Origin of the sequence: Pseudomonas fluvialis (assembly GCF_002234375.1) — a bacterium.
Taxonomy (GTDB): domain Bacteria; phylum Pseudomonadota; class Gammaproteobacteria; order Pseudomonadales; family Pseudomonadaceae; genus Aquipseudomonas; species Aquipseudomonas fluvialis.
Genome location: NZ_NMQV01000011.1, coordinates 20,157 through 41,554, shown reverse-complemented (window position 1 = coordinate 41,554; position 21,398 = coordinate 20,157). Strand labels below are relative to the sequence as shown.

Sequence of the window (21,398 nt, the reverse complement as noted above, 5' to 3'; positions counted from 1 at the left end):
CGGACGTGCCGGGCCTGGCTGAAGTCCCGCGAGCTGCAAGCATGTCATCACTGCATATCCCTTCCCTGTTGCTGGCCAATGGCAGCGTGGTCACCCTGTGCGGCCTGCTCATGCTGTTCAGTTGGTGGCGAGGACGCACTCAGCCGGCCTTGCTGTGGAATGGTTGCATGCTCTTGCTGGCGGCCATCGGCCTGGTGTGCAACGCGCTGCGTGGTTTGGGTTTCGACTGGTTGCCGATCATCGTTGGCAATATGCTGCTGCTGTTCTGTGCCGGTATGAACTGGACCGTCATGCGCGTGCTTTGCGGTCGTGCGCCGCGCTGGCCGTGGCTGTTTTCCGGGGCGCTGGTCTGGTGGCTGCTGTGCCAGTGGCCGGCTTTTTACCAGAACCTCAGCTGGCGCATCCTGGCGCATACCTTGCTGATGTCCTGCTTCATGCTGTTGGCCATGCGCGAGTTGTGGCGGGCGCGTCGGAAACTCCAGGTGTCCGTGCTGCCGGCGCTGTTGCTGATCGGCTTACATACCTTGTTCTACGTGATGCGCATGCTGATCAGTGTGCAGCACACGGATCGTCCCTTGCAGGAAAATCCGCTGTTCCCGGTGCTGCTGGTGGAAAGCATGTTGTATGCGGTGGGCATCGCCTTCGTGGTGCTGGCCATGGTCAAGGAACAGATCGAGCAGCGCTATCGCCTGGCGGCCTACTCCGACCCGCTGACCGGCATCGGCAATCGCCGCGCCTTTCTCGACAGTGGCGAGCGGCTGCTGGGACTGTGCCAGCGTCAGCAGCAGCCGGTGGCCTTGCTCCTGTTCGATCTGGATCACTTCAAGGCGGTCAATGACCGTTTCGGCCATTCCTCGGGCGACAAGGTGCTGCAGGCGTTCAGCCAGGGCGCGCAGTTGCAGTTGCGGCGCGGTGATGTATTCGGGCGCATTGGTGGTGAGGAGTTTGCCTGTCTGATTCATGGCCGCCTGGAAGACGCCTTGCAACTCGCCGAGCGTATGCGCCAGGGATTTGCCGAGCATTGTGTGGAGCAGCACCGGCATACCGTGAGCGTGGGGGTGGCAGCCAGTGACCAGGCGGGCTACGACCTGGAGCGCCTGTTGGCGCTGGCCGACGCGGCGCTGTACCGTGCCAAGCATGCCGGGCGCAACCGGGTCATGGCGCATGGCGCCGACATGCCCCCGCAGGGCGTGCCGTCCTGTTAGACTGCGCGCCCTCGATCAGTCTTCGGATATCACCGCGCATGGCCCTGCAAGCGACGCCCTACAAAGTCGACCTGAACCTCACCGACATGGACCGTGGCGTCTACGAAAGCCTGCGTTTCACCGTGGCGCGTCACCCTTCGGAAACCGAGGAGCGCCTGGCCGTGCGGCTGATCGCCTATGCGATGTTCTACCACGAGCAGCTGGCCTTTGGTCGGGGCCTGTCGGATGTCGACGAGCCGGCACTCTGGGAAAAGAGCCTGGATGGCCGCGTGCTGCACTGGATCGAAGTCGGTCAGCCGGATGCCGAACGCATCACCTGGTGCTCGCGCCGCGCCGAGCGCTTCACTCTGCTGGCCTATGGCAACCTGCGTGTCTGGCAGGGGCGGGTGCTCGAGCCGCTGCGCGCCCTGAAGAATATCCATGTGCTGGCTGTGGATCAGGAGGCGCTGGCCAACCTGGCGCAGGACCTGCCGCGCGCCTTGAGCTGGAGTGTGATGATCAGCGATGGCGAGCTGTTCGTTACCGATGAGCGCGGCCAGCATGAAATTCCCCTGCAATGGCTGGTTGGCCAGCGTTGAGCAGGCCTGTCTGCCTGCCGCGCCAGCGCCCGAGGAACGGTTCGTAGCATGCGTATCGAAGTTCGTCCGTTACCTGAGCAGATGCCCGACCTGGGCGAGTTGCCCGCGCTGTTGGCGCGTCTGTATGCCGCGCGAGGCGTGCGCAGTGCCGAGGAGCTGGACAAGGCCCTGGGGCGCTTGCTGCCTTATCAGCAGCTCAAGGGCATCGAGGGCGCCGTGGACTTGCTGGTGCAGGCTTTGCAGCAGCGCCAGCGCATCCTCATCGTTGGCGACTTCGATGCCGACGGCGCCACGGCCAGTTCGGTGGGCGTGCTGGGCTTGCGTCAGCTGGGCGCTGCGCAGGTCGACTACCTGGTGCCCAACCGCTTCGAGTATGGCTACGGACTGACGCCGGAAATCGTCGCAGTGGCTTTGCAGCGCCAGCCCGATCTGCTGGTGACCGTGGATAACGGCATTTCCAGTGTGGAGGGGGTGGCTGCCGCCAAGGCCGCCGGGCTCAGGGTGCTGGTCACCGATCACCACTTGCCGGGACCGCAGTTACCGGCGGCCGATGCCATCGTCAACCCTAACCAGCCGGGCTGTAGTTTTCCCAGCAAATCTCTGGCTGGCGTCGGGGTGATGTTCTATGTGCTGCTGGCGCTGCGTGCGCGGCTGCGTGAGATGAGCTGGTTTGTCGGGCGCGCCGAGCCGAATCTGGCCGAGCTGCTCGATCTGGTGGCGCTGGGTAGTGTGGCCGATGTGGTGCCGCTGGATGCCAACAACCGCATCCTGGTGCATCAGGGGCTGGCACGTATCCGCGCCGGACGTGCGCGACCGGGCCTGCGGGCGATTCTCGAGGTTGCCGGGCGCGATCACCGGCGCATCAGCTCCACCGACCTGGGGTTCATCCTCGGCCCGCGCTTGAATGCGGCGGGTCGCCTGGATGACATGAGCCTGGGCATCGAATGCCTGCTGTGCGAGGACGAAGCGCTGGCCCGTGATATGGCCGTGCAGCTCGACCAGCTCAATCAGGACCGCAAGGCCATCGAGCAGGGCATGCAGCGCGAGGCGCTGGCCCAGCTCAAGGATTTGCCGCTGGATGATCTGCCCTATGGGCTGTGCCTGTTCGAGCCGGACTGGCACCAGGGGGTGATCGGCATTCTTGCTTCACGCCTCAAGGAGCGTTACCACCGTCCGGCCATCGCCTTTGCCGATGCCGGGGATGGGCTGCTCAAGGGCTCGGCGCGCTCGGTGCCGGGACTGCATATCCGTGACGCCCTGGATGCCGTGGCGGCGCGTCATCCCGGACTGATCAGCAAGTTTGGCGGGCACGCCATGGCCGCCGGACTGTCACTGCCGCAGGAGCATTTCGGCGCCTTTGCCGTGGCCTTTGACGCCGAGGTGCGTCGCCAGTTGAGTGCCGATGACCTGACCGGCCGGCTGTTGTCCGATGGTCAGCTGCAGGTGGGTGAATTCAACCTTGAGCTGGCGCGTGCCTTGCGGCATGCCGGCCCCTGGGGGCAGCATTTCCCCGAGCCGCTGTTCCATGGGCGTTTTCAACTGGTGCAGCAGCGTCTGGTCGGTGAGCGCCATCTCAAGCTGCAGCTGAAAACCGAATGTGGCAGCCAGGCTCTGGACGGTATCGCCTTCAATGTCGACCGTGAGCAATGGCCGAATGCCAACGTGCGTTGGGTGGAGCTGGCCTACAAGCTGGATCTCAACGAGTACCGGGGTAATGAATCGGTACAATTGCTGGTCAATTATCTGGCCCCCTGTTAGCTGTCTGGCGGGTTTTAGTGCGCTACGTTTAGCCTTTGTCCTTCAGGAGCTGCATATCCATGAATACCCGCGGTTTGCTCGATCAACTGCTCAAGTCCGGACAGCAATTGCTGCAACAAAATGGCCTGGGCAATAACCAACCGGCCGGCGGAGCCGGGCAGGGCGCCTCGCCGCTGGGCAGCCTGCTGGGTGGTGCGGCCGGTGGTGCGCTGGCCGCCGGTGCGCTGGGCCTGCTGCTGGGCAACAAGAAGGCCCGCAAGTTCGGTGGCAAGGCGCTGACCTACGGGGGCCTAGCGGCGCTCGGCGTGATGGCCTACAAGGCCTATGGCAACTGGCAGGCGCAGCAGGCCGGCAGTGCGCCGGCGCGCGAGCCGCAGACCGTCGATCGTCTGCCGGCACCGCAGGCCGAGCTGCACAGCCAGGCGATTCTCAAGGCGCTGGTGGCGGCGGCCAAGGCCGATGGGCATGTCGATGCCCGCGAGCGCGCGTTGATCGAGGAAGAAATGACCAAGCTCAGTGGTAACGACCTGCAACTGCAGCGCTGGCTGGAGCAGGAACTCAACCGCCCGCTGGATCCGGCTGCAGTAGCTGCCGCCGCGACGACGCCGGAAATGGCTGCCGAGGTCTACCTGGCCAGCGTGCTGATGGTTGATGAGGAGCATTTCATGGAGCGTGCCTATCTGGATGAACTGGCTCGCCAGCTGCAACTGGCTCCGGAACTGAAGAGCGCCCTGGAGGCCCAGGTTCAGCAGCTCGGACAGGCCTGAAAGTCTACCTGTACGTCGCCGCCCGGCGACGTACAGGACTGCCCGGGCGCGGCGCGCTCGGGTATACTCGCCGGCTTTTGCAATAGCGTGCAGCGAGTATCCCGCCATGGAAATCAATCCGATCCTCAACAGCATCAAGGACCTCACCGAACGCACCCAGTCCATTCGGGGGTATCTTTGACTACGATCAGAAGCATGATCGCCTGATCGAAGTAAACCGCGAGCTGGAAGACGCCGGCGTCTGGAACAAGCCCGAGTACGCCCAGGCCTTGGGCCGTGAGCGCGCCATGCTGGCGCAGATTGTCGAGACCATCGATGACCTTACCGGCAGTCTGGCCGATTCCAGGGATCTGCTGGAAATGGCTGCCGAAGAGAACGACGAAGGCGCGGTGAAGGATATCGTCGCCGAAGTGGAACGTCTGCGCGAAATCCTTGAAAAGCTGGAATTCCGCCGCATGTTCAGCCACGAGATGGACCCCAACAACTGCTACCTGGATATCCAGGCCGGTTCCGGCGGTACCGAGGCTCAGGACTGGGCCAATATCCTGCTGCGCATGTACCTGCGCTGGGCCGACAAGCGCGGCTTCGATGCCACCATCATCGAACTGTCTGAAGGCGAAGTCGCCGGCATCAAGGGCGCCACCGTGCACATCAAGGGCGAGTATGCCTTTGGCTGGCTGCGCACCGAGATCGGCGTGCACCGCCTGGTGCGCAAGAGCCCGTTCGACTCCGGCGCGCGTCGCCACACCTCGTTCTCGGCGGTGTTCGTCTCGCCCGAGATCGACGACAAGGTGGAAATCGAGATCAACCCGGCCGACCTGCGCATCGACACCTACCGCTCCTCCGGCGCCGGTGGTCAGCACGTCAATACCACTGACTCGGCGGTGCGTATCACCCACGTGCCGACCAACACCGTGGTGGCCTGCCAGAACGAACGCTCCCAGCACGCCAACAAGGACACTGCCATGAAAATGCTGCGGGCCAAGTTGTACGAGCTGGAAATGATGAAGCGCAACGCCGCCTCGCAGGCCCTGGAAGACAGCAAGTCGGACATCGGCTGGGGGCACCAGATCCGTTCCTATGTGCTGGATGACTCGCGCATCAAGGATCTGCGTACCGGTGTCGAGCGCAGTGACTGCCAGAAAGTGCTCGATGGCGACCTCGATGGCTACCTCGAGGCCAGTCTGAAACAGGGCCTCTAAAGCAGGCGCATGCTTCAAGCGATAAGCTGCACGCTGCAGCGGGTGAGCCTCCAGGTGGAGGCCCCCGCTTGAACTGTGCAGTGACCTTTCAAGAACGATGATTTGACCGGGACGACCCGCAATGAGCGACCAACACCTCGACCAGTCCAGCCTTTCCCACGAAGAGCGGCAGCACGAAGAAAACAAGCTGGTTGCCCAGCGTAAGGAAAAGCTGGCCGCCGTGCGTGAGCAGGGCAATGCCTTTCCCAACGATTTCCGCCGCGACAGCCTGTGTGCCGACCTGCAGAAACAGTATGCGGAGAAGAGCAAGGAAGAGCTGGAAGCGGCCGCCATTCCGGTCAAGGTTGCCGGGCGCATTATGCTTAACCGTGGCGCCTTCATGGTGATCCAGGACACCTCGGGTCGCCTGCAGGTGTATGTCGACCGCAAGACCCTGCCGGCCGAGCAGCTGGAGGCGGTCAAGCATTTCGACCTCGGCGACATCATTGCCGCCGAAGGCACCCTGGCGCGTTCCGGCAAGGGTGACCTGTACGTCTACATGCACAGCGTGCGCCTGCTGACCAAGTCGCTGCGTCCGCTGCCGGACAAGTTCCACGGCCTGACCGACACCGAGCAACGCTACCGCCAGCGCTATGTCGACCTGATCATGAACGAAGACGTGCGCCAGACCTTCCGCGTACGCTCCCAGGTAATTGCACACATCCGCCGCTTCCTCAATGAGCGGGGCTTCCTCGAAGTGGAAACGCCGATGTTGCAGACCATTCCCGGCGGTGCCGCGGCCAAGCCGTTCGAAACTCACCACAATGCCCTGGACATGCAGATGTTCCTGCGCATCGCCCCGGAGCTGTACCTCAAGCGCCTGGTGGTCGGTGGCTTCGAGAAGGTCTTCGAGATCAACCGCAACTTCCGCAACGAGGGCGTGTCGACCCGGCACAATCCCGAGTTCACCATGCTGGAGTTCTACCAGGCTTATGCCGACTACCGCGATAACATGGACCTCACCGAGGAGCTGTTCCGCGAGCTGGCCCTGGCGGTGCTGGGCAGCACCGACGTGCCGTACGGCGACAAGGTGTTCCACTTCGGTGAGCCGTTTGCGCGCCTGTCGGTGTTCGACTCGATCCTCAAGTACAACCCGCAGATCACCGCCGAAGACCTCAATGATGTCGAGAAGGCCCGTGCCATCGCCAAGCAGGCCGGTGCCAAGCTGCTCGGCCACGAAGGTCTGGGCAAGCTGCAGGTGATGATTTTCGAGGAGCTGGTCGAGCACAAGCTGGAGCAGCCACACTTCATCACCGAGTACCCCTTCGAGGTCTCGCCGCTGGCCCGGCGCAACGACCAGAACCCCAACGTCACCGACCGCTTCGAACTGTTCATTGGCGGCCGCGAGATCGCCAATGCCTACTCCGAGCTGAATGATGCCGAAGACCAGGCCGAGCGTTTCCACGCGCAGGTAGCCGAGAAGGACGCCGGTGATGACGAGGCCATGCATTACGACGCCGACTTCGTGCGTGCCCTGGAATACGGCATGCCGCCGACGGCCGGTGAAGGCATCGGCATCGATCGCCTGGTGATGCTGCTGACCAACTCGCCGTCGATCCGTGACGTCATCCTGTTCCCGCACATGCGTCCGGAACACTGAGTCGCCTGCAGTCTCACAACAGCCCGCCTTCTTGGCGGGCTGTTGCGTTTTAGGCAGCAGTACACGCCCCGGACAAACGCTTGCGGCTGATGGTTGACGGCGGCCGGGGGCGCCCGCCAAGATCATCGCCAGGCGCCTGGTGGTGGGCGCATGAGCTTCCGGCCTGGTCTTTCCAAGGAGCGTGCCATGCACGTATGGCGTGTGTTGTGTCTGTGTTGCCTGGCACTGCTGGGCGGTTGCCTGGTGTCGTTCGAGCAGGGTATTCCGCCCGAGGAGGCCGCGCCCATGCCTTTGCTGGGTGACTGGCAGCGACAGAACGAGTGGGGCGAAAGCCAGTACCTGTCCATCAGTCATGCGGGTGCACAACGCTATCGCGCACGCCTGGCCGATGATGACGACAAGTTCGAGGAGTATCCCTTTACCGTGCGCCACCATGGCCGTCGCTGGTACCTCAGCGCCGAATTGCCCGAACGCCTGGGCGGACGGCATGCCTGGCTGGGGTTCGAACTGACGCGGGGCAATGAGCTGGTGCTGTTCAGCCTGGATATCGAACGCGTCATGCGCGATGTCGAAGAGGGACGCCTGGCCGGTTCGCCCTTCGACACCGAGGAAGGCGAGGGACTGGCCATTGCCAGCCCGCTGCATGAAGTGCTGGGCTATCTGGACGATCCGGCCAATGCCGGGTTGTTCGTCGAAGTGGCGCGCTTCCAGCGTCGCGCGGACTGAACAGGCAGGGTAGGCGCATGGCGGCGACGAGCGGACTGGATGATTATCAGCTGAGCATTCGCCGGCTTTCCGAGCGTATCGTCGCCGCGCAGGTGCCGATTCGCATACTGGATGCGGTGAAGTGGGACGATGGCGTACGTGAGGGCTTCTTTGCCCAGGGGGCGCAGGCGCTGCCGGCGGTGGATCGCGACTACTACCTGGCTCGCCCGCTGGGTTTCGACCCGGCGGCGAAGAAGCAGGAGTTGCAGGCCATCGAGCGGGATATCACCAGCCAGCTCGGCCAGTTCAGCCCGGTGGGGCAGATCATGCGACGCATGTGCAAGGAATACCGCATGGTCATTCGCATGCTCGAAGGCCGGGGTACGGCGGATTTCGGCCTGATCTCCCAGGAGTTGTATGGCGCTGCGACCGATGCCTTCCATGCCGGCGACCCGACCCTGGCTGACCTGGGACTGATGCTCAGCGATTACCTGAATGCCATCGCCGCACGCGGTGACCTGGTCGATGAAGCGAAAACCCTCGACGCCAGTCAGGCGGTCAACCTGCTGCAGCAGCGGCTGTCGGCGTTGTTCGGTGACGATACGGTGCGTGTCATGGTGTCCGACGGCATTCTCGCCGATGCCGCGGCCGGTGCCGACTACATCAAGCTGCGTAGCGATGCGCGCTTCAATGAGCGCGATGTGCGGGCTCTTGAGGTACATGAGGGCATGGTGCATGTGGGAACCACGCTGAATGGCCTCAACCAGCCGATTTGTACCTTCCTCGCCAAAGGACCGCCCTCGTCGACGGTGACCCAGGAAGGCCTGGCGATTCTCATGGAGGTGATTACCTTTGCCTCCTATCCGTCGCGCCTGCGCAAGCTGACCAACCGTACCCGGGCCATCCACATGGCCGAGGAGGGCGCAGATTTCCTGGAAATCTACCGCTTCTTCCTGGAGCAGGGTTTCTCCGCCGAAGACAGCTACGCCAACAGCAGCCGGGTGTTTCGCGGCTCGTTGCCCGACGGCTTGCCCTTCACCAAGGATTTGTCCTATCTGAAGGGCTTCATCCTGATTTACAACTACATCCAGCTGGCGGTGCGCAAGGGCAAGCTGGAGCAGATTCCCCTGCTGTTCTGTGGCAAAACCACCCTGGAGGACATGCGTGCGCTGCGCCAGCTGGTCGATGAGGGCATCGTGGTGCCCCCCCTGTACCTGCCGCCACAGTTTCGTGATCTCAATGCGCTATCAGCCTGGATGTGTTTTTCCAACTTTCTCAACCACCTGAGCCTGGAACGCATCGAGGCGGACTACGCGAACATCCTCTAGCAGCTGCAAGCGTTTAACTCCCTGCACGCTTGTGGCTTGCCGCTAACCCAAGGTTACTTCCATGCCCAGCCATCAACTCGACTATGAAATTCTCGGCTCCTCGGCGCAGACCGTGGAGATCATTCTCGACCCCGGCGAGACGGTGATCGCCGAGGCCGGGGCGATGAACTACATGACCGAGGGCATCCGTTTCGAAACGCGCATGGGCGATGGTTCGGCCAATGGTGTGCTGGGCAAGTTATGGGGCGCCGGTAAGCGTCTGCTGACCGGTGAGTCGCTGTTCATGACGCATTTCAGCAACCACGGCCAGGGCCGGCAACGGGTGGGCTTCGCTGCGCCTTACCCGGGCAGCGTGGTGCCCATCGAGCTTGGCCAGGTCGGCGGCAAACTGATCTGCCAGAAGGATGCCTTTCTCTGCGCGGCTTACGGTACGCAGATCGGCATCAGCTTCAGCAAGCGCCTGGGTGCCGGTTTTTTCGGCGGTGAGGGGTTCATTCTGCAAAAGCTCGAAGGTGACGGCCTGGCTTTCGTGCATGCCGGCGGTACGGTGATTCGCAAGGAGTTACGCAACGAGACGCTGCGTCTGGATACCGGCTGCCTGGTGGCCTTCAGTGCCGGCATCGACTACGACATCGCCCTGGCCGGCGGTCTCAAGAGCATGCTGTTCGGTGGCGAGGGTATTCTTCTGACCACTTTGCGCGGCACCGGCACGGTGTGGATCCAGAGCCTGCCGTTCTCGCGCCTGGCCGAGCGTATCTACGAGGCGACCTACAAGGCGCGCGAGGAAGTGCGCGCCGGCGGCAAGTGATGCGCAGCCTGCTGCTGGGGCTGTGCCTGTTGCTGGGTGGCTGCAGCCAGTGGCTGTTCTACCCGCAGGCGGGGCTGCCGGTGACCCCGGCGGTACTGCAGCTGGACTATCGCGATGTGTATTTGCAGGCGGCCGATGGCACGCGCCTGCATGCCTGGTGGCTGCCCGCGGCGCCGGGGGTGGCGCCGCGTGGCACGGTGCTGCACCTGCATGGCAATGGTGGCAACCTGGCCTGGCACCTGCAGGGGGTGGCCTGGTTGCCGGCCCAGGGTTATCAGGTGCTGATGCTCGATTACCGGGGCTATGGCCTGTCCGCCGGACAACCGAGTCTGCCGGCGGTGTACCAGGATATCGAGGCCGCCTTTGCCTGGCTGGCGCAGGCGCCGGACGTGCAGGGCAAGCCGCTGGTCGTGCTCGGCCAGAGCCTGGGTGGCGCGCTGGCAGTACGTTACCTGGCCGAGCATGCCGAACAGCGCCAGCGTCTGCAGGCCTTGCTGCTGGATGGCGTGCCGGCCAGCTATCGCGGCGTGGCCCGGCATGCGCTGGGCAGTCACTGGCTGACCTGGGCCTTGCAGTACCCGTTGTCCTGGCTTTTGCCCGAGCAGGAAAGCGCCGCTTATGCCATCGAACACCTGCAGGGCTTGCCCATTCTCATCTACCACAGCCCGGATGATGCGGTGGTGCCGCTTGCCAACGGCGTGCAGCTGTATCAGGCTGCGCAGCCGCCGCGGGTCTTCCAGCCTACCCGCGGTGAGCATGTGCAGACGTTCGCCGAGCCCGTGTGGCGCGAGGTGATGCTGCGTTACCTGGAGGACCCGCAGGGCTATCGTGGCCTGCGGCGCCTGGGTGAAATAGCCAATCCCGACCATCCGCATTAAGTGATCCGACGATGACCGAAGAGCGTAACCTGATCCCTTGCATCCTGACCGCCGTGGCGACAGTCGCGGCCACCGTGGCCGCTTTGTGGTACTACGGCTACCTGCATATCGCCAAGGAAGAAGATGCCCTGCTGCTGGCCGATTACACCTTCCTCAAAACCATTCCCGGCCAGGACTACAAGGTGTCTCATGAGCCTGCCCAGCAGGTTGCCCAGTGCATCGACGGTGTGCTGGTTCTGTTCGATACCAAGCAGAAGGGGCTTTCCGGCGTGCTGGTCGACAAGCGCAAGCGTGCCGTGCGTTGTCACGCTGATACGCCGGCGGCACTGTAAGGCCTGTGCGCCCTCCGAGGCGCGGGCCTGCTACCTGACAGGGATGTTCACATGACGCTATGTAACCATTGCGCCAGCCGGCAAATGCCGGCAGCGCGTTTTTGCTCGTCCTGCGGTCAGCCGCTGGACAGTCAGCCTGTATCGCCCGCGGCAGAGCGGGAGGAGTGGTATCGCGCGGTGATCGGGCCGCGTCATAGCGCCTATTACTTGCGCCAGTTCCAGCGTTTTGATGCCGCCGGCAAGGCAGGTATCAGCTGGCACTGGCCGGCCTTCTTTATCTCCTTCTACTGGCTGCTGTATCGCAAGCTGTGGCTGCACGGGCTGGCCTATTTCAGCCTGCCCTACGTGCTGATGTTGCTGCTGGGGCTGCTGGGTGTCGCGGCGGGTGAAGCCGCCGGCAGCGTGATCGGACTGGGGTACCTGCTTTACCTGTTAGCCATCCTGCTGCTGCCGCCCTTGTATGCCAATGCCTGGTACTACCGTGCCTGTCAGCGCAAGATTGCCGAAGCCAGAGCCAGCAGCACCGATCCCCAGCGCCAGTTCGCCTTGCTGGCGGCCAATGGTGGTACCAGTCATGCGGCGCTGTTCCTGATCCTGGCGGTGTTCTGCGTAGCCGTCGTCGGTATTCTGGCGGCGATCGCCATTCCGGCGTATCACGACTACAGTCAGCGTGCCCGGGTCGCCCAGGCCGAAGTGCTGGGGCGCTCCGCCAGTGTGGTGGTGAGCAGCTACTACTACCGACAGCAGCAACTACCGTCCAGCCTGGCCGAAGCGGGCTTTGCCACGCCCTTGCCGGACAGCGTGCAGCGTATCGAGCTGGACGCGGAGAGTGGCACGCTGCATATCACCCTGGCCGGCACGACGCTGGCCGGCCAGCAACTGCTACTGGTGGCCCAGCCCCAGGCCGATGGTCGTCTGGAGTGGCAGTGCCGTAGCGAGCAGATCAGTGACAAATACCTGCCTGGGCGCTGCCGTGAGCAGCCCTGAGCAGCTATAACTGCAGGCACAGCCTTGTGCCTAACGGGGGAACGGCCATGTCGAAGATTGATCCGCGTCTGCGTGAAGACGTGCACCTGCTCGGCGAGTTGCTGGGGCAGACCATTCGTGATGATCGCGGTGAGGATTTCCTGGCCTGTATCGAGCGCATTCGCCAGGCTGCCAAGGCTTCCCGCCAGCTCGATGGCCAGGCTGCGTTGCAGGCGGAACTGGCCCGCCTGGATGATTCGCAGTTGTTGCCAGTGGTGCGCGCCTTCAGCCAGTTTCTCAACCTGGCCAATATTGCCGAACAGTACCAGCAGTTGCGTCGCGAACCGCCCAGCCAGGCCGCCCAGTTGGCCGAACAAGCCTTGCCGCAGTTGCTTCGCCAGTTGCGCGAGCAGGGCCACGCGGCGGATGCCTTGGCCCAGCGTCTGGGCAGTCTGGACATCGATCTGGTCCTGACTGCTCACCCCACCGAAGTGGCCCGCCGTACGCTGATCCAGAAGTACGATGCGATCGCCGCACAACTGGCCGCGCTGGATCATGCCGATCTGTTACCGGTTGAGCGACAGCGTATTCATCAGCGCTTGCAGCAACTGGTGGCCGAGGCCTGGCATACCGACGAGATCCGCCATGCGCGGCCGACTCCGGTGGACGAGGCCAAATGGGGCTTTGCGGTGATCGAGCATTCGTTGTGGCAGGCTGTGCCGGAGTTTCTTCGTCAGGTCGAGCAGGCCGTCCAGCAAACGTGTGGCCAGGGCTTGCCTCTGGGAGCCGCGCCGCTGCGTTTTTCCTCGTGGATGGGCGGCGACCGCGATGGCAACCCCAATGTCACTGCGCGGGTGACCCGCGAAGTGCTGCTGCTGGCGCGCTGGATGGCGGCGGACCTTTTTCTGCGTGATGTCGAGCAACTGATTACCGAACTATCCATGCACCAGGCCAGCGCCGAACTGCTGTCCCAGGCTGGCACGCGCACAGAGCCCTATCGTGAGGTACTGCGCCATTTGCGTGAGCGTTTGCGGGCTACGCGTGCCTGGGCGCATGCGGCATTGCATGAAGAGCTGCCCCCCGGCCCGCTGGTTCTGCAGGATAACCAGCAACTCTGGGAGCCCCTGGCGCTCTGCTATGCCTCGTTGCAGGCCTGTGGCCTGTCGGTGATTGCCGCCGGCTCGCTGCGCGATTGCCTGCACCGGGTGGCTACCTTCGGTCTGTTCCTGGTGCGTCTGGATATTCGCCAGGACTCCAGCCGACACGCCGCGGCGCTCAGCGAGATCACCAACTACCTGGGGCTGGGCTGCTACCAGGACTGGTCGGAAGCACAGCGCCTGGCTTTTCTGCAGACCGAATTGGACAACCCACGGCCCTTGTTGCCGGCGCATTACCAGGCCAGCGAGGACACCGCCGAAGTACTGGCCACTTGCCGGGTGGTGGCGCAGGCCCCGGCGGCCTCGCTGGGTTCCTACGTGATCTCCATGGCCGGAGCGGCCTCCGACGTGCTGGCCGTGCAGCTGCTGCTCAAGGAGGCCGGGCTGCAGCGCAGCATGCGCGTGGTGCCGCTGTTCGAAACCCTGGCGGATCTGGATAACGCCGCGCCGGTGGTCAGTCAGTTGCTGAGCCTGGCCAGTTACCGGGCGCGCCTGAGTGGTCCGCAGGAGGTGATGATCGGCTACTCCGACTCGGCCAAGGACGCCGGCACTACAGCGGCGGCCTGGGCACAGTACCGTGCGCAGGAAGCACTGGTGGCGGTTTGCCAGGCGCAGGACGTGGAACTACTGCTGTTCCATGGCCGTGGCGGTACGGTCGGGCGGGGTGGTGCACCGGCCCATGCGGCGATTCTTTCGCAGCCGCCGGGTTCGGTGGCAGGGCGCTTCCGGACTACCGAGCAGGGCGAAATGATCCGCTTCAAGTTCGGTTTGCCGGGCATTGCCGTGCATAACCTCAGCCTCTACACCGCTGCAGTGTTGCAGGCCACCCTGTCGCCGCCACCGCAGGCCAAGCCGGCCTGGCGTCAGCTCATGGATCAGCTGGCGGCAGACGGCGTGCAAGCCTATCGCCAGGTGGTGCGCGAGGAGCCCAGCTTCGTCGAGTATTTCCGCCAGGCAACCCCGGAACAGGAGCTGGGACGTCTGCCGTTGGGGAGTCGGCCGGCCAAGCGTCGCGAAGGTGGGGTAGAAAGCCTGCGGGCCATTCCGTGGATCTTTGCCTGGACACAGACGCGTCTCATGCTGCCAGCCTGGCTGGGCTGGGAGCGCGCGTTGGGTAACGCGTTGGCGGGCGGGCAGCTGTCGGTGTTGCGTGAGATGCGCAGGGACTGGCCATTTTTCGGTACGCGCATCGACATGCTGGAAATGGTGCTGGCCAAGACCGATGCTGATCTTGCTCGCCTGTATGACGAACGCCTGGTGGCAGCGCCGCTGCGGCCGCTGGGTGAGCGCTTGCGCCAGTTACTGGCTGATGCGCAGGCGCGTGTGCTGGAAATTACCGGCGCCGACTGCCTGCTTGCCGGCAGCCCGGAAACTCGTGCGGTGCTGGCGGTACGCAACACCTATCTGGACCCGCTGCATGTGCTGCAGGCTGAGCTATTGGCCCGCTCGCGCCTGCCTGAGGGTGCGCAGCAGGCTGCCGTGCAACAGGCGCTGCTGGTCAGTGTGGCGGGGATCGCGGCAGGCCTGCGCAATACCGGTTGAGCAATGGGTCACACTATGACCTTGCCGTCACGCGCGTGAATGCGACCTATGGCTGCTTGTAAGGTGTTGATACGCTGTGTATCTTGACAACCCTTTCGCCCGTCGAGGCCGCATTATCACTGCGCCCGGCAGGCCGGAACATGACTCCGGGCGTGTCGACGAGAGCCGTATGGCAGGTCGGCACGGTCATCGACAGGCGTGTGCCAGGCGACACCAGGCCGACAGCGTCACCCCAGTCCCAGCGACCTGTATGCCAGGCGCGAAACGAATACCTGCGATGGGCCCGAGCGGCCTGTCCGAGCCTTTTGAAACTGTTTTAGGAGCACAACGATGCGCGTGATTCTGTTGGGGGCGCCCGGTGCCGGTAAAGGTACCCAGGCTCGCTTCATCACCGAGAAGTTCGCAATCCCGCAAATCTCCACGGGTGACATGCTGCGCGCCGCCGTCAAGGCGGGCTCCCCGCTGGGCCTGCAGGTCAAGGACATCATGGCCAGCGGTGGCCTGGTCTCCGACGAGATCATCATTGCCCTGATCAAGGAACGCCTGACCCAGGATGACTGTGCCAATGGCTTCCTGTTTGATGGCTTCCCGCGCACCATTCCTCAGGCAGAGGCTTTGCAGCAGGCCGGTGTGAAGCTTGATCATGTGCTGGAAATCGCTGTGGACGATGAAGAAATCGTCAAGCGCATTTCCGGTCGCCGGGTGCATGAAGCGTCTGGCCGCGTTTATCACGTCGAGCACAATCCGCCCAAGGTGGCCGGTGTTGACGACGAGACAGGCGATGCGCTGATTCAGCGTGCTGATGACAGCGAGGAAACCGTACGCAAGCGTCTGGCGCTGTATCACGAGCAGACCAAGCCGCTGGTGGATTTCTACTCGCGCCTGGCCGCCGTCGAGCAAACGCCCAAGTGCTCCAAGGTAGAGGGTGTGGGTTCGGTGGAAGAGATCACTGCGAAGGTCCTGGCTGCGCTCAGTTAAGCCGTTCGGTATGTCATGCAACGGCCCGCTTGCGGGCCGTTGTCGTTTATCATCTTCGCCCTTGTTGACCGGAGTTGCCCATGACTACTCTGCTGGCCTTGGATACCGCCACTGAAGCCTGCTCTGTTGCCGTGCTGCACGATGGGCGCTGCCTGAGCGACTATCAGGTGATCCCCCGTTTGCATGCCCAGCGCCTGCTGCCGATGATCCAGCACCTGTTGAGCGAGGCTGGGCTGAGCCTGAGCCAGCTGGATGGGATTGCCTTCGGTCGTGGCCCCGGCGCCTTTACAGGGGTGCGTATTGCCATTGGCGTGGTGCAGGGATTGGCGTTTGCCTTGCAGCGTCCGGTGCTGCCGGTGTCCAACCTGGCTGCTCTGGCACAGCGTGCCTGGCGCGAGCAAGGGGCGACGCAGGTGGCCAGTGCCATCGATGCCCGGATGGATGAAGTCTACTGGGGTTGCTATCGCCTGGAGCAGGGCGAGATGCGTGCCTGCCAAGAGGAAGCGGTGCTGCCGCCGGAGGCCGTTCGTCTGCCGATGGGCGAGGCCAGCGAATGGTTCGCCGCGGGGACGGGCTGGGGCAGCCATGCGGCACGGCTTCCCCAGGTGCCCAGGCAGCAGGCCGACTTGTTGCCGCATGCCCTGGATATCCTGCAGTTGGCACGCTTTGCCTGGCAACGTGGTGAGGCACTGCCGGCCGAGCAGGCTCAGCCGGTCTATCTGCGTGACAATGTCGCCACGCCCAAGCAGGCCAGTGCCGGCTGACCACTGGCAGATTGCCAAGCTGCACGGCGAAGGCTAGATTTTCCTCAGATTCTCCCGGGTAGTGTTGCGTACGATGCGTATCGATTCCTTCAATGCAGGCTACAACCCCGAGCGCAGTGGCCGTACCGGCAATGCGCTGACGCCGTATCCCGAGGTGCAGCGCCAGGTTGAGCAGCAGCGTCAGCAGCCGGTCAGTCCCGCCCTGACCCAGGGGTTGGATAATCTCGCGCGTACCCGGCGTGCCGAGGCGGGTACGGCGTCTGGCGAGGTATTGCCGGCGCGCACGCAGAACTATGGCGAGTTCTCCGAATTGCGCCCGCAGGTCAGCTCACGTGCCGCCCAGGCACTGGCTAGCTATGCCAGCACCTCGGCGATGGTGGTGCAGAGTGATGCCCAAGAGGTTCTGGGGCTTGATCTGTACGCCTGATGTTGCCGTACTTCCTGGGTTGCCCGGCCTGGAACGAGCCGGCCTGGCGCGCGCACCTCTATAGTCAATCCGGGGCTGGCCACGCCCTGCAACGCTATGCCAGGGTGTTCAATACGGTCGAAGGCAATACCACCTTCTATGCCGTGCCGAGTGTCGAGACGGTGCGGCGCTGGGCGCAGCACATGCCGGCGCACTTTCGTTTCACGGCCAAGTTGCCGCGCAGCCTCAGCCATGCACCCAGTTTGTATGGGCAGCAGGCGCTGCTGGAGCGTTTCCTTGAGTTGCTGGCGCCGCTGGGTGGTCGTGTGCATCCGTTGTGGTTGCAGTTACCTGCCAGCTTCGCCCCGGCACGTCTGGGTGAGCTGGTTGCCTTGCTCGATGCCCTGCAGGGACGGGCCGTGGCGGTGGAAGTACGTCATCCGCTGTTCTTTGCCCGCGGTGAAGAGGAGCGGGCGCTCAACCGCCTGTTGCGTGATCGTCAGGTCGAGCGTATCTGCCTGGATGCGCGGGCCTTGTTCAGCTGCACCCTGCAAAGCCCGGCGGTACGCCATGCCCAGGCCAAGAAACCACGGCTGCCGGTGCGTCCGACGGCGTTCAGCGACAGTCCGCAGCTACGTTTCATCGGTCATCCACAGTTACCTGCCAACGATGCCTTCCTGCAGCCCTGGCTGGACAAGGTGGCCGACTGGATTACTGCCGGACTGACCCCGCATGTCTATCTGCATACCCCGGACAACCAGCTGGCGCCACTACTCGCCTGGCGTTTTCACCGCCAGTTGCAAGCACGCCTGCCAGGGCTGAGCGATCTGCCATGGCCTGCCGCCAGCGAGCAGTACGCGCTGCTCTGAGCCTTGTTAGCGCTGGGCGAGCAGCAGATCGGCGGCCTGGCCGCTGCGCCCGTCAGCAAACTCGAAGCTGCCCAGCTGGGCGATGCGGTCGTAGGCGCCGAGGGCAATGTCCACGTCCCGGGCACGCAGGTTGATGGCGCTGACGCCGGCCTGCTCCAGGCTTTGCAGTTGCTGGCGACCCTGGCTATCGAAACGCAGCAGGCGTAACTGCTGGAAGGCCGCATCCTGGGCATCCAGGCGTCCGTCACGGTTGTCATCCAGACGGGCCAGTTCGGCAAAGCCGTTGGCCGCACCACGCTGGTCACCAAACAGTTCGCGGCCGTCGTCAATGCGTCCGTTGCCATTGCGATCCATGGCCAGCAACGCGTCATCGCCGCTGGGCATGCTGGTCAGGGTTTGCCGGCCGTCGCCATTCAGGTCGAAGCGAACGCCACGCTCCAAGCCTGTGGTACTGAAACCATTGCCGGCCAGATCAAGCACCAACGGATCACTGACCTGCGGGGTGGCGGGCTGGCCGATCTCTACCTGCAGTTCACGCTGGCTGAGTACCTGCTCGAAGCGTGCCACGTCGCGGGCGGCGCTTTCCAGGAGTTGCTCGGGATCGGCAGCTGTTTCGGGCTGCTTTTCCACGGGAGCTTTAGGGGGCGCCGCCTCGCTGGCAATGCCCAGGGTACGACGGAGGATCTGGTAGTCGAGCGAGGCTTCGATGTCGCTCTGCAAGCGCTGCTCAAGGTTGTCGCTGCGTGGCGTGGGCGCGCTGGCTTGGCGCGCGCTGATGACCTCGAACATGCTGCACCTCGCTGCGACGTGGTGGCCGGGCTCTGGCAAAATGTCGCTTTGCCGAGTTATCGGCGCAGGTGGGCAATCATTGAGCGAGACGATGGCGAGAAACGACGAATGGCAGGCCGTGCGTCTGAGTGTGCAAGCCCTGCAAGCTGAATATGCGCTTCCGGCTCAGGCATTGGCGGCACAACTCGGCCTGGCGTATCAGACGACGGTGGCGGATTTTGCCCTGCAACTAGGTGAACAGGGTTTGCAGTTGGTCGAGTTGGGACCGCAGGCGCCGGGGCCGGTGCGCGTCGATTTTGTTGAAGGTGCGCTGGCGCACCGTCGCCAGTTCGGAGGTGGCGCCGGGCAGATGATTGCCAAGGCGGTGGGCCTGGCTCCGGGGATTCGTCCCCATGTGCTGGAGGCTACGGCGGGATTGGGGCGTGATGCGTTTGTGCTGGCCAGTCTGGGGTGCCGGGTGCAGATGTGCGAACGGCAGGCGGTGATCGCGGCACTGCTGGCCGATGGCCTGCGGCGTGCCGCGACTGATGATCAGGTGGCTGCCATCGTGGCGCGCATGCAGCTGCTGGAGGGCGACGCCATTGCCCTGATGCGTGACTGGCAGGGTGACGTGCCGCAGGTCATCCACCTCGATCCGATGTTTCCGCACCGCGACAAGAGTGCTCTGGTGAAGAAGGAAATGCGCCTGTTTCGCCCGCTGGTGGGTGATGACGAGGACGCGTCCAGCCTGCTGGAGGCAGCACTGGCACTGGCTTCCCATCGCGTAGTGGTCAAGCGCCCGCGCAAGGCGCCGGTGATTAGCGGCCCTGCACCCAGTTACAGCCTGGAGGGTAAATCCAGCCGCTATGACATTTATGCCAAGAAAAAACTTTCATGAACTCGCGCGGTAGGCGCGCAGGAACAAACCGACCACGTCACTGACGTGCTCTTCTGCGGCACTACCGCTGAGCGGCTCGCACAGGCCGATCAACAGACGGAAATTGCATCCGCCGCGAATCAGGCAGAAGAAGTGTTCGGCGGCGCGTGCCGGGTTGTCGATCTGCAGTTGGCCACGCTGGCAGGCCTGCTCGAGCAACTTGTGCATGGCGTCGAGCATGCGCTGCGGGCCGGCATTGAAGAACAACTGGGCCAGTTGCAGATTCTGTCCGCCCTGCGCAGTCATCAGTCGCTGTAGGGCCAGTGATTCGTCGCTGTTGACCAGCGTATTGAAGCCCCGCCCGATCGCCAGCAGGCTGGCCTCGATCGGCACATCTGCTGCCAGCTCAAAATAGGTGGCTGGCAACTGTTCCTCGCATTTGGCGGCCACGGCGCAGGCAAACAGGGTTTCTTTGTCGGTGAAGTGACTATACACGGTGAGCTTGGAAACGCCCGCGGCGCTGGCAATGGCATCCATGCTGGTGCCTTCGTAGCCCTGCTGGAGGAACAGCTGCTTGGCGGCGTCGAGGATTGCCTGACGTTTGAGCTGATCCTTGGGGCGGCCGGGGCCGTTGCTGGGCGTGGACAGGCTGGTGGAAAGAGTGTCTGACATCGTCGTTTAAATACTGGACTGGCGGGTTTGCTATTTTTACTATACTCGCCGGTATAAATATTCCAATAACCCTATTTGTGCAAAGGTTGCTCCCATGTTTCGTCATGTCTTGCCGCTTGCCATACCCGCTGTATTGGGCCTGTTGCTCACTGCCTGTGGCAGCGAGGAACCTACTGCCAGTGCGGCGCGTCCGGTGCTGGTGGTGCAGCCGGTACCTGCCGGTGCGCTGGTGGATACCTTTCCTGGCGAAGTGCGGGCCCGCTTCGAGCCGGAACTGGGCTTTCGCATCGGCGGCAAGATGAGTAAACGCCTGGTCGAAGTCGGCGAGCGGGTCCGCAAGGATCAGCCGCTGGCTGAACTGGACCCGCAGGATGTGCGCCTGCAACTGGAAGCCATGCGCGCCCAGGTGACGGCTGCCGAAGCCAATCTCAAGCTGGTACGCGCCGAGCGTGATCGCTACAAGACCCTGCTGGCTCGTCAGTTGGTCAGCCAGTCGCAGTACGACAACGCGGAAAATCTCTACCGTGCCGGTGAGGCGCGCCTCAAACAGGTGCGTGCCGAGTACAACGTAGCCAGCAACCAGGCTGGTTATGCCGTGTTGCGCGCACCGCAGAACGGGGTGATTGCCAGTCGGCGCGGCGAGGTAGGCCAGGTGCTGGCGGCCGGGCAGACGGTATTCGTGCTGGCGGCGGATGGCGAGCGCGAGGTGCTGATCAGCCTGCCCGAGCAGAGCTACGAGCGTTATCGCATTGGCCAGCAGGTCGAGGTTGAGCTGTGGTCGCAGCCCGGTCGTCGCTACCCGGGGGTGATTCGCGAGATGGCGCCCTCGGCAGACTCGCAGTCGCGCACCTTTGCTGCGCGGGTTTCGTTTGTCGACACCAAGGTTCCCGCTGAGCCGGGGCAGAGTGCCCGGGTGCATGTCCAGCATGATGGCGAAGTCCCCTTGTCGGTGCCGCTGTCGGCGCTCAGCGCCGATAACGACCAGCCTTATGTGTGGGTAGTGCGCGGCAGCGAAAGCCGTCTGCAGCGCGTGTCGGTGGTGATTGGTCCCTACCATGAGGAACGTGCGGCCATTCTCAACGGCCTGCATGGCGACGATTGGGTGGTGGTGGGCGGCGTTCACCTGCTCCGTGAAGGGCTGCGGGTACGACCGGTTGATCGCGATAACCGTCCGGTTGATCTGGCGGGCAAGGAGTAAT

The 21,398-nt window shown here is 63.6% G+C and carries 21 protein-coding genes; 19 read left to right on the top strand and 2 right to left on the bottom strand.

Going from position 1 to position 21,398, the window contains the following annotated elements; genetic code table 11:
• The first annotated feature begins 41 nt into the window (after positions 1-41).
• From CFY91_RS06440 to CFY91_RS06360, 17 genes are all read left to right on the top strand, one after another.
• A complete protein-coding gene (locus tag CFY91_RS06440) occupies positions 42-1,205 on the top strand; it encodes a GGDEF domain-containing protein (RefSeq protein ID WP_093985528.1) in 1,164 nt (387 codons plus the stop codon).
• 38 nt (positions 1,206-1,243) lie between these two features.
• The gene (locus tag CFY91_RS06435; RefSeq protein WP_093985527.1) at positions 1,244-1,783 is read left to right on the top strand and encodes a YaeQ family protein; all 540 of its coding nucleotides are present in this window, start codon (positions 1,244-1,246) and stop codon (positions 1,781-1,783) included.
• Between the two features lie 48 nt (positions 1,784-1,831).
• Positions 1,832-3,541: a single-stranded-DNA-specific exonuclease RecJ gene (gene recJ / locus CFY91_RS06430; protein ID WP_093985526.1), complete on the top strand. Its 1,710-nt coding sequence runs from the start codon at positions 1,832-1,834 to the stop codon at positions 3,539-3,541.
• A gap of 59 nt (positions 3,542-3,600) precedes the next feature.
• The gene (locus CFY91_RS06425; RefSeq protein ID WP_093985525.1) at positions 3,601-4,308 is read left to right on the top strand and encodes a tellurite resistance TerB family protein; all 708 of its coding nucleotides are present in this window, start codon (positions 3,601-3,603) and stop codon (positions 4,306-4,308) included.
• 106 nt (positions 4,309-4,414) lie between these two features.
• Positions 4,415-5,510 (top strand): peptide chain release factor 2 gene (prfB, locus tag CFY91_RS06420; RefSeq protein WP_106408248.1). Its coding sequence is split into 2 segments (ribosomal slippage): positions 4,415-4,486 and positions 4,488-5,510, totalling 1,095 coding nucleotides; the frame shifts between segments, so codons are not numbered across the junction.
• 121 nt (positions 5,511-5,631) lie between these two features.
• Entirely contained in the window at positions 5,632-7,149 is a 1,518-nt protein-coding gene (gene lysS, locus CFY91_RS06415) for a lysine--tRNA ligase (protein ID WP_093985524.1), read from the top strand.
• Positions 7,150-7,335: 186 nt separating this feature from the next.
• The gene (locus tag CFY91_RS06410; RefSeq protein ID WP_093985523.1) at positions 7,336-7,875 is read left to right on the top strand and encodes a hypothetical protein; all 540 of its coding nucleotides are present in this window, start codon (positions 7,336-7,338) and stop codon (positions 7,873-7,875) included.
• A 17-nt stretch (positions 7,876-7,892) separates the two neighbouring features.
• The gene (locus CFY91_RS06405; protein WP_093985522.1) at positions 7,893-9,182 is read left to right on the top strand and encodes a flavohemoglobin expression-modulating QEGLA motif protein; all 1,290 of its coding nucleotides are present in this window, start codon (positions 7,893-7,895) and stop codon (positions 9,180-9,182) included.
• 61 nt (positions 9,183-9,243) lie between these two features.
• Positions 9,244-9,990: a TIGR00266 family protein gene (locus CFY91_RS06400; protein ID WP_093985521.1), complete on the top strand. Its 747-nt coding sequence runs from the start codon at positions 9,244-9,246 to the stop codon at positions 9,988-9,990.
• Complete coding sequence (locus tag CFY91_RS06395; RefSeq protein ID WP_093985520.1) at positions 9,990-10,868, top strand: alpha/beta hydrolase; 879 nt, start codon at positions 9,990-9,992, stop codon at positions 10,866-10,868. The genes CFY91_RS06400 and CFY91_RS06395 overlap by 1 nt, the downstream gene beginning before the upstream one ends.
• 11 nt (positions 10,869-10,879) lie before the next feature.
• A complete protein-coding gene (locus CFY91_RS06390; protein ID WP_093985519.1) occupies positions 10,880-11,200 on the top strand; it encodes a PA3694 family proteiin in 321 nt (106 codons plus the stop codon).
• Positions 11,201-11,251: 51 nt separating this feature from the next.
• Positions 11,252-12,187: a DUF2628 domain-containing protein gene (locus tag CFY91_RS06385; protein ID WP_093985518.1), complete on the top strand. Its 936-nt coding sequence runs from the start codon at positions 11,252-11,254 to the stop codon at positions 12,185-12,187.
• A gap of 47 nt (positions 12,188-12,234) precedes the next feature.
• Complete coding sequence (gene ppc, locus CFY91_RS06380) at positions 12,235-14,865, top strand: phosphoenolpyruvate carboxylase (protein ID WP_093985517.1); 2,631 nt, start codon at positions 12,235-12,237, stop codon at positions 14,863-14,865.
• Between the two features lie 330 nt (positions 14,866-15,195).
• On the top strand, positions 15,196-15,843 hold the full coding sequence (adk, locus tag CFY91_RS06375) for an adenylate kinase (RefSeq protein ID WP_093985516.1): 648 nt from the start codon (positions 15,196-15,198) through the stop codon (positions 15,841-15,843).
• 80 nt (positions 15,844-15,923) lie between these two features.
• Positions 15,924-16,607 (top strand): tRNA (adenosine(37)-N6)-threonylcarbamoyltransferase complex dimerization subunit type 1 TsaB, encoded by a 684-nt coding sequence (gene tsaB / locus CFY91_RS06370; protein WP_093985515.1) that lies wholly within the window; start codon positions 15,924-15,926, stop codon positions 16,605-16,607.
• 73 nt (positions 16,608-16,680) lie between these two features.
• Positions 16,681-17,034, top strand: a complete 354-nt coding sequence (locus CFY91_RS06365) for a hypothetical protein (RefSeq protein WP_093985514.1) — start codon at positions 16,681-16,683, stop codon at positions 17,032-17,034.
• A complete protein-coding gene (locus tag CFY91_RS06360) occupies positions 17,034-17,882 on the top strand; it encodes a DUF72 domain-containing protein (RefSeq protein ID WP_093985513.1) in 849 nt (282 codons plus the stop codon). The genes CFY91_RS06365 and CFY91_RS06360 overlap by 1 nt, the downstream gene beginning before the upstream one ends.
• Before the next feature lie 6 nt (positions 17,883-17,888).
• Here the strand turns inward: CFY91_RS06360 and CFY91_RS06355 are convergent, their stop codons facing one another.
• Positions 17,889-18,671 (bottom strand): hypothetical protein, encoded by a 783-nt coding sequence (locus CFY91_RS06355; protein ID WP_093985512.1) that lies wholly within the window; start codon positions 18,669-18,671, stop codon positions 17,889-17,891.
• A 91-nt stretch (positions 18,672-18,762) separates the two neighbouring features.
• Here CFY91_RS06355 and CFY91_RS06350 point away from each other — a divergent pair, with 91 nt between their 5' ends.
• Positions 18,763-19,548 (top strand): class I SAM-dependent methyltransferase, encoded by a 786-nt coding sequence (locus CFY91_RS06350; protein WP_093985511.1) that lies wholly within the window; start codon positions 18,763-18,765, stop codon positions 19,546-19,548.
• Here the strand turns inward: CFY91_RS06350 and CFY91_RS06345 are convergent.
• Positions 19,543-20,199, bottom strand: coding sequence for a TetR/AcrR family transcriptional regulator (locus CFY91_RS06345; RefSeq protein WP_093985510.1), 657 nt, complete (start codon positions 20,197-20,199; stop codon positions 19,543-19,545). The genes CFY91_RS06350 and CFY91_RS06345 overlap by 6 nt on opposite strands.
• A 94-nt stretch (positions 20,200-20,293) precedes the next feature.
• On the opposite strand from CFY91_RS06345, the gene CFY91_RS06340 reads away from it, so the two are divergent.
• Complete coding sequence (locus tag CFY91_RS06340) at positions 20,294-21,397, top strand: efflux RND transporter periplasmic adaptor subunit (protein WP_093985509.1); 1,104 nt, start codon at positions 20,294-20,296, stop codon at positions 21,395-21,397.
• Position 21,398 lies beyond the last annotated feature (1 nt).

Excerpts from the sequence above, each read along its gene's own strand:
- CFY91_RS06440 (WP_093985528.1), top strand. The coding sequence starts at position 42 with ATGTCATCACTGCATATCCCTTCCCTGTTGCTGGCCAATGGCAGCGTG.
- CFY91_RS06435 (WP_093985527.1), top strand. The coding sequence starts at position 1,244 with ATGGCCCTGCAAGCGACGCCCTACAAAGTCGACCTGAACCTCACCGAC.
- recJ (WP_093985526.1), top strand. The coding sequence starts at position 1,832 with ATGCGTATCGAAGTTCGTCCGTTACCTGAGCAGATGCCCGACCTGGGC.
- CFY91_RS06425 (WP_093985525.1), top strand. The coding sequence starts at position 3,601 with ATGAATACCCGCGGTTTGCTCGATCAACTGCTCAAGTCCGGACAGCAA.
- lysS (WP_093985524.1), top strand. The coding sequence starts at position 5,632 with ATGAGCGACCAACACCTCGACCAGTCCAGCCTTTCCCACGAAGAGCGG.
- CFY91_RS06410 (WP_093985523.1), top strand. The coding sequence starts at position 7,336 with ATGCACGTATGGCGTGTGTTGTGTCTGTGTTGCCTGGCACTGCTGGGC.
- CFY91_RS06405 (WP_093985522.1), top strand. The coding sequence starts at position 7,893 with ATGGCGGCGACGAGCGGACTGGATGATTATCAGCTGAGCATTCGCCGG.
- CFY91_RS06400 (WP_093985521.1), top strand. The coding sequence starts at position 9,244 with ATGCCCAGCCATCAACTCGACTATGAAATTCTCGGCTCCTCGGCGCAG.
- CFY91_RS06395 (WP_093985520.1), top strand. The coding sequence starts at position 9,990 with ATGCGCAGCCTGCTGCTGGGGCTGTGCCTGTTGCTGGGTGGCTGCAGC.
- CFY91_RS06390 (WP_093985519.1), top strand. The coding sequence starts at position 10,880 with ATGACCGAAGAGCGTAACCTGATCCCTTGCATCCTGACCGCCGTGGCG.
- CFY91_RS06385 (WP_093985518.1), top strand. The coding sequence starts at position 11,252 with ATGACGCTATGTAACCATTGCGCCAGCCGGCAAATGCCGGCAGCGCGT.
- ppc (WP_093985517.1), top strand. The coding sequence starts at position 12,235 with ATGTCGAAGATTGATCCGCGTCTGCGTGAAGACGTGCACCTGCTCGGC.
- adk (WP_093985516.1), top strand. The coding sequence starts at position 15,196 with ATGCGCGTGATTCTGTTGGGGGCGCCCGGTGCCGGTAAAGGTACCCAG.
- tsaB (WP_093985515.1), top strand. The coding sequence starts at position 15,924 with ATGACTACTCTGCTGGCCTTGGATACCGCCACTGAAGCCTGCTCTGTT.
- CFY91_RS06365 (WP_093985514.1), top strand. The coding sequence starts at position 16,681 with ATGCGTATCGATTCCTTCAATGCAGGCTACAACCCCGAGCGCAGTGGC.
- CFY91_RS06360 (WP_093985513.1), top strand. The coding sequence starts at position 17,034 with ATGTTGCCGTACTTCCTGGGTTGCCCGGCCTGGAACGAGCCGGCCTGG.
- CFY91_RS06355 (WP_093985512.1), bottom strand. The coding sequence starts at position 18,671 with ATGTTCGAGGTCATCAGCGCGCGCCAAGCCAGCGCGCCCACGCCACGC.
- CFY91_RS06350 (WP_093985511.1), top strand. The coding sequence starts at position 18,763 with ATGGCGAGAAACGACGAATGGCAGGCCGTGCGTCTGAGTGTGCAAGCC.
- CFY91_RS06345 (WP_093985510.1), bottom strand. The coding sequence starts at position 20,199 with ATGTCAGACACTCTTTCCACCAGCCTGTCCACGCCCAGCAACGGCCCC.
- CFY91_RS06340 (WP_093985509.1), top strand. The coding sequence starts at position 20,294 with ATGTTTCGTCATGTCTTGCCGCTTGCCATACCCGCTGTATTGGGCCTG.